The sequence below is a fragment of the Nonomuraea sp. WAC 01424 genome (assembly GCF_003947315.1).
GTDB lineage: Bacteria > Actinomycetota > Actinomycetes > Streptosporangiales > Streptosporangiaceae > Nonomuraea > Nonomuraea spiralis.
The window spans coordinates 96,508-105,594 of the sequence record NZ_QHHZ01000020.1; the positions used below are offsets into that span (position 1 = coordinate 96,508).

The 9,087-nt window shown below is 71.2% G+C and carries 10 protein-coding genes; 1 reads left to right on the top strand and 9 read right to left on the bottom strand.

The window, feature by feature from the left end:
- Nucleotides 1-113: 113 nt before the first annotated feature.
- A complete protein-coding gene (locus tag DMB42_RS42975) occupies nt 114-1,622 on the bottom strand; it encodes an MFS transporter (protein WP_185845164.1) in 1,509 nt (502 codons plus the stop codon).
- Nucleotides 1,623-1,760: 138 nt separating this feature from the next.
- Between DMB42_RS42975 and DMB42_RS42980 the strand changes: the two genes are divergently transcribed.
- On the top strand, nt 1,761-3,071 hold the full coding sequence (locus DMB42_RS42980; RefSeq protein ID WP_125645242.1) for a class I adenylate-forming enzyme family protein: 1,311 nt from the start codon (nt 1,761-1,763) through the stop codon (nt 3,069-3,071).
- On the opposite strand, the gene DMB42_RS42985 is transcribed toward DMB42_RS42980, so the two are convergent.
- From DMB42_RS42985 to DMB42_RS43020, 8 genes are all read right to left on the bottom strand, one after another.
- The gene (locus DMB42_RS42985; RefSeq protein WP_125645244.1) at nt 3,068-3,607 is read right to left on the bottom strand and encodes a DUF1697 domain-containing protein; all 540 of its coding nucleotides are present in this window, start codon (nt 3,605-3,607) and stop codon (nt 3,068-3,070) included. The two genes, DMB42_RS42980 and DMB42_RS42985, sit on opposite strands and share 4 nt — an antisense overlap.
- Before the next feature lie 5 nt (nt 3,608-3,612).
- On the bottom strand, nt 3,613-4,677 hold the full coding sequence (locus tag DMB42_RS42990) for an NAD(P)/FAD-dependent oxidoreductase (RefSeq protein ID WP_125645246.1): 1,065 nt from the start codon (nt 4,675-4,677) through the stop codon (nt 3,613-3,615).
- 107 nt (nt 4,678-4,784) lie between these two features.
- Nucleotides 4,785-5,183: a DUF3224 domain-containing protein gene (locus tag DMB42_RS42995; RefSeq protein WP_125645248.1), complete on the bottom strand. Its 399-nt coding sequence runs from the start codon at nt 5,181-5,183 to the stop codon at nt 4,785-4,787.
- 67 nt (nt 5,184-5,250) lie between these two features.
- Nucleotides 5,251-6,504: a beta-ketoacyl synthase N-terminal-like domain-containing protein gene (locus tag DMB42_RS43000; protein ID WP_125645250.1), complete on the bottom strand. Its 1,254-nt coding sequence runs from the start codon at nt 6,502-6,504 to the stop codon at nt 5,251-5,253.
- Nucleotides 6,501-6,740, bottom strand: coding sequence for a phosphopantetheine-binding protein (locus DMB42_RS43005; protein ID WP_221762609.1), 240 nt, complete (start codon nt 6,738-6,740; stop codon nt 6,501-6,503). Before DMB42_RS43005 ends, DMB42_RS43000 begins: the two co-directional genes overlap by 4 nt.
- Nucleotides 6,737-7,954, bottom strand: a complete 1,218-nt coding sequence (locus DMB42_RS43010) for a hydroxymethylglutaryl-CoA synthase family protein (RefSeq protein ID WP_125645254.1) — start codon at nt 7,952-7,954, stop codon at nt 6,737-6,739. Before DMB42_RS43010 ends, DMB42_RS43005 begins: the two co-directional genes overlap by 4 nt.
- A complete protein-coding gene (locus tag DMB42_RS43015) occupies nt 7,951-8,187 on the bottom strand; it encodes a phosphopantetheine-binding protein (protein WP_125645256.1) in 237 nt (78 codons plus the stop codon). Before DMB42_RS43015 ends, DMB42_RS43010 begins: the two co-directional genes overlap by 4 nt.
- Complete coding sequence (locus tag DMB42_RS43020; RefSeq protein ID WP_221762610.1) at nt 8,174-9,082, bottom strand: LnmK family bifunctional acyltransferase/decarboxylase; 909 nt, start codon at nt 9,080-9,082, stop codon at nt 8,174-8,176. The genes DMB42_RS43015 and DMB42_RS43020 overlap by 14 nt, the downstream gene beginning before the upstream one ends.
- Nucleotides 9,083-9,087 lie beyond the last annotated feature (5 nt).

Below are 9,087 nucleotides of genomic sequence, written 5' to 3' on the forward strand. Positions count from 1 at the left end.
GCCTCGCCCGCGCGCCCGCGCACGTCTGCTCAACTGTGAGCAGGCGCGGCGAGGGGTAGGGCGGGCACGGCGATGGCGGGGCCGCGTACGGCCCCGCCACCCGTGGAACGGGGTCACGCCCTTGCGGTACGCCCCTGGTTCCGCGCGCCCTGCTGGTCGGCCTTGCCCGCCTTCGACTTGCCCATGGACATGTCGCGCAGCGGGACCTCCTTCAGGAACAGGCTGGCCACCAGGCCGATGCCCACCGCGACGGCGCAGGCGAGGAACAGGTCGCCCAGCGCGTCGGCGAGCGCCTGCGGGGACACGCCCTCGCCGCCCTGACCGGCGGCCCCGAGGCGGCCCGACATGATCGAGCCGAGGATCGCCAGCGAGACCGGTCCCGCGATCATGCGCCAGAACTGGATCTGGCTGGTGCCGACGCCCACCTGCTCCATCGGGATCGCGCTCTGCACGACGGCGGTGGCCATCGGGAAGGAGATGCCGATGCCGACGCCGATGAGCACCATGGCGACGATCGGCAGGCCCTGGCCGCTGTCCGGCCCGACGGACGACAGGATCAGCAGCCCGGCGACGATGGCGGCCATGGCGAACACGCCGAGGATCCGGTAGCGCGGCATGGCCGTCATGGCCTTGCCGGCGATCGGGGCCATGAGCATCAGGCCGAGCATCATCGGGATCAGCAGCGTGCCGGAGTGGGTCGCGCTCACGCCGAGCACGCCCTGGTAGAGCAGCGGCACGTAGAAGGCCGTGCCCATCATGGCGAACGCGGAGAAGAAGGCCACCACGGCCATGACGGAGACCTGGTTGCTCCGGAACAACGCGAACGGCACCAGCGGGTTCTTGGCCGTCCGCGTCTCCACGAAGTAGAACACGACGAGCAGCACGGCGCCGCCGACCAGCAGCGCGAGCACCTCGGGCGAGGTCCAGGCGTGCCCGTCACCGGTGAGCGTGAGCCCGATCAGGATCGGGACGAGCCCGGCCACGAGCGTGACGACGCCGGCGAAGTCGATGTCGCGCCAGCTCGCGCCGCTGCGCACGAACGGGACGCCGATCAGCACGGCGGCGATCGCGAGCAGGCCGATCGGCACGTTGACGTAGAAGACCCAGCGCCAGCTCCAGTTGTCGGTGATGAGCCCGCCGAGCGGCGGCCCGATCACCATGCTGAGGCCGGAGAAGCCGAAGAAGACACCCTGCATCTGCGTACGGCGCTCGGGCGTGTAGACGTCGGCGAGCAGCGTGAAGACGTTGGCCATCAGCACGCCGCCGAACAGCCCGGCCAGCCCCCGCGCGCCGACGAGCTGGGGCATCGTCTGGGCCGCGCCGCACAACCACGACGCGACCAGGAAGCCCGCCAGGCCGACGAGCAACACCGGTTTGCGGCCGAACATGTCGCCGAGCTTGCCGGCGATCGGCACCACGACGGCGGCCGCGACCGCGTAGGAGACCCCCACCCACGCGTACAGCGACAGGCCGTGCAGATCGGCGGCGATCCGGGGCATCGCCGCCCCGACGACCGAGACGTCGATCGAGGCCAGGGCCAGGGCCAGGAGTGCGCCGATGGTGGCGAACAGCTGGCCGCGCGTACTCGAACCGGTTCGGTTCACGTCACCGGTTTGGTTCATGTCATCGCCTCCCTTTGTTCTTGGCAGCCGTCCCACTGCTTCGCGGACCCATGCCGACTCCAGCCCACACGAAAGCGACCCGCGGGTCTGCTCAACACTGAGCATCCGGGAAGCGCGCGGCTTCCTACCATCGGCCGCATGACGACGAACCCGGCAGAACTGGTCAGCGGCCGCTCGGGCGATCACGTGGCGCTCGTCGTGGACGGCGAGCGCGAGCTGCGCGTGGCGGACTGGACCGCCCGGTCGGAGGAGCTGGCCGCCCGGCTGGCCCCGGCCAGGACGGCGCTGCGGCACGACGACTGGATCGAGCACGCCGTGGCCGCCCTGGCCGTGCACCTGGCCGGCGGCACCGTGCTCGGCCTGCCGCCCGCGCTGCCGGAGGCCGAGGTACGCGCCCGCCTGGCCGAGTGCGAGGCGACCCAGGTGCTGCCCGGCCCGGTCGGCGACCAGCCGGCCGCGCGGGACGACGACGTGGCCGAGATCCTCTACACCTCGGGCACGACCGGCCGCCCCAAGGCCGTGGCGGTCCCCGCCGCGAACCTCACCTACGGCCACGAGGGCCGCGGGAAGCTGTTCACCGGCGTGTCCGGGGTGCTGGCGGCCGTCCCGCTGGGCACGAACGCCGGGCACAGCGCGCTGATGACGGCGATGACCGCCCCGGCCACCACGCACGTGCTGACCGATCTCGGGCCCGAGAACGTGGCCCGCATGCTGGAGAAGCTGCGGGTGCCGATGGCGATCGTCCCGCCGTCCACCGCGACGCGGATGGTGGCGTACGGGTGGCACGAGCGGTACGACCTGTCCGGCCTGCGGGCGCTCATGCTGGGCTCGGCGCCGGTGCCGATGGCCACGGTGGCCCGGCTCATGGAGGCCCTGCCGGGCGTACGGATCGTCATCGGCTACGGCTCGACCGAGTCGGCTCCCGCGTTCGTGCACCGCCCGGTGGAGACGCCGCCCACCGAGGCTGATGAGGGGCTGCTGGGCCGGCCGAGCGCGGGCACCGACGTACGGATCACCGAGGCGGGCGAGATCTGCCTGCGCTCGGCCGCCCCGCCCCGCCGCTACCTGACCGACGCCGCCGCGAACGAGCGCACCTTCCGCGACGGCTGGACCCACATGGGCGACCTGGGCGAGCTGGACGCGGAGGGCCGGCTGCGCCTGCTCGACCGCGCCGCCGACGTCATCGTCTCCGGCGGGCGGCGGATCTCCTCGCTGCGGGTCGAGCACGCGCTGCACCGGCATCCGGAGGTGGTCGAGGCCGCCGCGTACGGGGGGCCGGAGGGTGTCACCGCGGCCGTCGTGCTGCGCTCCCCCGTGGCCGAGGACGACCTGCGCGCCTTCGCCGCCGACCGGCTGGACCCGGCCGAACGGCCCACGCGGTACGTCGTCACCGACGCGCTGCCGCGCGGCCCGATCGGCAAGACACTCAAGCGCCTGCTGGCGGGTTAGCCTTCGGCGGCCAGTTCGTGGAGTTTGGTGACGGTCTTCCAGTTGCGCGCGGTGGCGGTGACCCCGAGCTTCTTCTCCCAGAAGGAGTACGACAACTTGGTGTTGCGCACCCCGTTGGGGCACCACACGTAGATCTCCTTGCCCACGTGCCGGAAGACGTCCGGTTTGAAGACCTCGGGGTCGAGCGCCTTGATCGGCTTGCCGTCCGGCTCGCCGGACAGGAACGTGACCAGGTAGAAGGCGCCGTCGTGGGCGACGTCGCCGAGCGGGTCGGCCTTGAGTATCGCGCCCAGCTCGGCGCCCGTCCTGGCCAGGACGGGCACCTGGACGCCCAGGTCGCGGGCGAGCGCGGCCTCGATCTCGGCGGCCGCCTCGCCGGGGCTCTTCCCGCTGGTGTAGACGACGTTGCCGCTCTGCAGGTGTGTCCTGACGTCCTCGAAGCCGAGGCCCTTCAGCAGCTCGCGGAGCTCGGCCATGCTCACCATGTTCCGGCCGCCGACGTTCACGCCGCGCAGCAGCGCCACCTGCCTGGACATGTCGCTCAACCCCTCCTGCTCGCCACCGCCTGGGGACGGAACTGCCTGATGCACTCGACCAGATAGGCCGCGTCGTCCTTTACCCACCAGATGAGCGCCGAACCGTAGGAATGCTGGCACTGCATGCCGAGGACGTAGAGGCCGGGGGCGGCGGTCACGCCGCGGTCCTGCACGATGCCGCCGCCGTCGTCCGCGACGGGCGCGTGCACCCAGGAGTAGTCGTAGCGGAAGCCGGTCGCCCAGACCACGGCGTCGACGTCGGCCGAGCGGCCGTCCTCGAAGCGCATCGTCCGGCCCTCGGCCCCGACCGTACGGCCCACCAGCTCGAAGCCGTGCCGCTTGGCCAGCTTCTTCAGGCTCGGCCCGACCAGGATCGTCTTCTTGTGCAGGCGGTCGCGCTCGCCCATCAGCGGCTTGGCGATCAGCCCGAACTTGTCGCCCCACCAGTGCAGGCCCTTGCCCAGGAAGCGGCGGCCGAAGTGCGGCAGCGGCGAGCCCTGCGACAGCAGCACACGGCGGCCGTGGGCCAGCTCGGGGGCGATCTGCGCGCCGGAGTTGGCAGCGCCGACCACGACGACCGTCCCGCCCGGCGGCACCTGGGACGGGTTGCGGTAGCGGCCGGTGTGCACCTGGAAGACCTCGGGGTCCAGCCCGTCCGCGAGCCCGGGCAGCTTCGGCACCCGGTAGGCGCCGGTCGCGATGATCACCTGGGGCGCCTCGTACGTGCCCTTCGTGGTCTCCAGCCGGTAGCCGCCCTCGATCGGCTCCAGGGAGGTGACGCGGGTGCCGAGCCTGACCGGCAGCTCGAACTCCTCGCCGTACGCCTCGACGTAGTCGGCCATCTCCTCCTTGGTCGGGAAGCGGTTCTTCCCGCCGGGGAAGCGCAGGCCGGGCAGGGCACAGTACTCGGCGATCGTGAACAGCTCCAGGGAGTCCCAGCGCTGCCGCCACGCCTCGCCGAGGCGGGGTTCCTCGTCGAGGATGACGAAGGGGATGCCGGCCTGCTTCAGGTAGTAGCCCGCGACGAGCCCGCTCTGGCCGCCACCGACGACGATCACTTCAGTGTCCATGCGGCCATCGTTCCGCGCGGCCGCGGGCCGGTCTGCTCAACACTGAGCAGATCCTGACATGCGAGTACGCGGGGCGCCCGGCCCCGCGTACTCGTCGCGTGCGGCGTCTACCCGAGGGTGAAGTTCAGGGTGACCTCCGCCGAGCCGTCGGTCTTGGAGACGTACCCGCCCTTGCCGGTCAGCCCCTTCAGCTCATCGGTGCCGGAGTTCGGCACGACGAACCAGTCGGCCTTGGCCACGCCGCCGTCGAAGGTGCCGTTCGCCTGCAGCACGAAGGAGCCCTTCTTGCCGCGTACGCTCCCGACGACCTTCTGCAGGCCGACGAAGCTGGCCTCGGTGTCGCTGGCGTAGGCCATCAGGTACTCGGCCCGTCCCTCGCCTTCGATGTCGCCGCTCCAGGCGTTGGTGACGTGGGCCTGACTGAGCTTGGGCTGGCCCTTCTTCTCCTCGTAGGGCTTCTCGTCCCATCCGGTGATCTGGTACGAGCCCTTACCTTGGGTGGTCATGTCAGCTCCCTTTTTTTGTCATCTTTTTCGCTACCCCTGACCTTGAGTGCTATGCGTCGGTCTGAGCTCAACGCTCGCGCCCGAGGACTATGCATGTGTTGAACCCGCCGAACCCGAAGCTGTTGGACAGCGCGTAGCGGATGTCGGCGGCGCGGAGCCTGCCGGGCGCCAGCCGGCAGTCCTGGTTGATCGGATGGCGCAGGTTGAGGTTGGGATGGACGAACCCGCGGCGCATCTGCACCACGGTGGCGATCGCCTCCACCACGCCGGCCGCGCACATGCAGTGGCCGACCAGGCCCTTGGTGGAGTTGACCCACGGCCGGCCGAAGCTGTCGCCCAGCGCCCTGCGCAGCGCGGCCAGTTCGGCGACGTCGCCGCTCGGGGTGGCCGTGGCGTGGGCGTTGACATAGTCGATGTCGCGCGGCCCCACGCCCGCGTTGGCCATGGCGTTGACCATCACCTTGGCCTCGCCCTCCTCGCGCGGGTCGGGCAGGCTGTTGGCGTCCAGCTTCAGGTCGTAGCCGCACAGCTCGGCCAGGGCCCGCGCGCCGCGGGCGGCGGCCGAGCGCGCACTCTCCAGCACGACGCAGCCGGCGCCCTGGCCGGGCACGAACCCCTCGTGGTCCTCGTCGAACGGCCGGCACCTGGCCCGCCGCGGCTCCTCGACGCCCGCGACCGCGCCCAGCGTGGCCAGGCCGCGCTTCTCCATCGGCGACAGGTCGGTCATGGCGCCCACCACCAGGCAGACGTCCACGGCGCCCGCCTCCACCAGTCGGCTGGCGTTGATGATGCCCACGTTCCCGCTGGCCGAGGCGCCGCCCACGGTGTAGCCCTCGCCCCTGATGCCGAACACCTGGCTCAGCGTGCCCACGCGGTCGGTGTCCATGAAGTGCAGGGCGAACCTGGCCGGCAGGTGGGCGGGGTTGTCCTCGTACTTGGGGTGCAGGTCGTGGGCGTAGCCGGAGCTGAGGTTGTGCCCGGCCACGACCAGGCCCATCCGCTCCGGGTCGGCCCGCGCCTCGTGCAGCCCCGCCTGCTCGTACGCCTGCATGGCGGCGACCAGGTCCATCTGGAGCGGCTGGGGCGAGCGGCCGGCGGCGCGCAGCGCGGTGCGCACGGTCTCCTCGGGCAGGCGCCGGCGCGCCGCCACCGCCTCCTTGAAGCGGAAGCCCCTGACCGGGGCGGCCAGCCTCGGGCCGCCGTCGCCGGGGTCGGCCACCTGCCCGATCCCGCACCGGCCCGCACGCAGCGCCCTGGTGAACGACGGCACGGTGGAGGCGATCGAGCAGACGATGCCCATGCCGGTGACGACGACCTTCATGCATGCCTCGCCAGCAGGTTCACCAGGGACCGGATGTCGTGCACCTCCTGGAACTCCGACACCGGCACGGTCAGCCCGAGGTCCTCCATGCTCATGGTGACCACGTCGGCCCGGTCGACGCTGTTGGCTCCCAGGTCGGTCAAGGTGCCCTCGGTCGTCACGTCGCCGGGCCGCAGGTCCGGCAGCACCTTCAGGACGTTCTGCTTGACGGTCTCGAAAATCTCCGTGTCGGTCATCGTGCCAGCCATTCGTAGGTTCGGTGGTAGTCCTTGGTCCCGGTGTTCACCAGGAGATCGCGGTCGACGCGGGCCCGGCCGAGCAGGTGCTCGTACGCGCCCACGTCGACCTGCCGGTCCCGCTCCGGCACGAGGCAGGTGAGGGTGTCCGGCAGCAGTGCGGCGTACTCGTCGAAGCCGAGTTCGCAGCGGCCGTCCAGGTGCTCGCCGATCCGCATCGCGGCCAGCGTGCGCGCCGACTCCTCGTCCACCAGGCCGCTGAAGAACTCCGAGGAGCAGCCCGAGCCGTAGGAGTAGAGGCCGACCCGGGCCGGGCCGTCCAGGGCGGCGTTGTCGATCAGGCTGGCCAGCGCCAGGTAGACCGAGCCTGAGCACAGGTTGCCCACCTGTCGCGGGTAGGCCAGCGACGGCAGCACCCGCCGTTCGAAGTCCTGCTCGACCGAGGCCGTGCCGCCGCCCGACTCGCGCATCAGCTTGCGGTGCGCGGCCTTGACCATCCCGGCGAACGGGGTGTGCATGGCCAGGTGGTCGAAGGTGGTGGCGAAGTCGGCGTCCTCGACCCTGGACCGGTAGCCGGCCAGGCAGCTCGTGAGGCAGTCGAGGTAGGCGAACAGCGAGCGGTCGGAGTCGGCGACGTCGAACGTCGGCCCCGGCCGCGCCGAGTCCATCGTCTCGTAGCTGTGGTTGCCGAACGCCCCCAGGTCGAGGTCCAGGACACGCGGCCGGTCGCCGATCAGCACGGCGGCGGCCCCGGCGCCCATCGCCGGCTCGGCGTAGGCGGCCCGTTCGTCCACCAGCGCCACGTCCGTCGCGATCACCAGCGCCTTCGCGCCGGGCGACACCCCCGAGGCGACGTACGCGGCGGCGAGCTGGACGGCGGCCGACGCCGCGTAGCACGCCTGCTTGACCTCCACCACCCGGCAGCTCCTGGGCAGGCCGAGGTATTCGTGCACGTAGGAGGCCACCGACTTGCTGTAGTCCAGGCCGGACTCGGTGGAGGTGATCAGGATCTCGATGCGGTCGTCGCCGGCGATCGGCCGGGCGGCGTTGACGGCGTTCGTCACCGGGTCCTCGAACGGCAGGCCGACCGAACGGTTCGTCATCATCAGGTTGCCCAGGCGCTCGGCGTCGAGCCCGCGCCCTTCGAACAGCACCGGCACCGGGATCTGGGCCAGGCCGCAGTAGACGTTGAGTGCCTCGATTCCGACGTTCACCTCACACGCTCCCACAGGAAGTCGACCAGGGCGTCGACGCTGGGCACGCCGCCGAAGGAGGACAGCGGCTCGCGGACGCCGAGCCGGTCGAGCACGGCCATGATGATCTCGACCCGGTCCACGGAGTCCGCGCCCAGGTCCTTCAGGTGCGCCCGGCCGTCGATCTCGACGCCGGGCAGGATCTCGTCGATCGCCTTGTGCACGACGCCTTCGACGTGCTCACGTGTCGCCATCGGTCTCTCCCCTCCTCAGCACGCGCAGGGTGCTGACCGCGATCGTGCGGCCCCGGTCCTCCATGACGAGGTTGACGATCTCCTCGTTCTCGTTCTCGTTCTCGTTCTCCGGCGCCGGCCAGCACTCCAGGCTCACGCGCAGCACCGAGTCGGCGTTCGCGTTGCCCAGGTAGCAGAGCCGCTGGTCGAGCACGACGCGGCCGAGGAAGTCGGCGACGCTGAACCCCCGGTGCCGCCAGAAGCGCAGCAGCACCCAGTCGGCGATCGAGAAGTAGGAGGCGAAGTAGAGCAGGCCCACGCCGTTGAGGTCCCTGGACGGCTCCACCGGGTAGTCGGCGGTGAACGTGATCGGATCGTCCGGCTTGCGGGCCAGGAAGGTGCCGGTGCTCCGCGCGTGGCCGTAGACCCGCCTCGGTGAGTACGCGCCGGGCAACTCCGGCAGATGCTCGTGCCTGAAGTCCACCGGCGACGACTTGACCAGGCCCTCGTTGCTGCCCGGGGCGCTCCTGGAGATCCACCGGTTGAAGGTCTCCACGTAGATGCAGCCGGGGTCGTCGAAGGCGTAGAAACGGTCCGGGTCGAGCTCGCCCGCCCGGCCGCCGTCGCGGCCGATCCGGTGCAGGGCCAGCACGGACTCGCTGCCGAAGCCGAACAGCCTGGAGGTGACCTCCAGCTCGTCGCCGAACGTCAGCGCGTTCACGTGCAGGTCCCGGCTGCCCCGGACGTGGAAGTAGTAGAACGACAGGTACGTGGGATCGCCGGCCGCGTTGCGCGCGTCGAAGGCGTTCGTGCCGCACAGCGCGCTGACCGTGTCCCAGGTCCAGTCGCCGACCTCGCCCATGAACAGCGAGTTGGGCCCGCACATGCCGGGTTTGACCAGCTCGGTCCTGGTCACGGTGC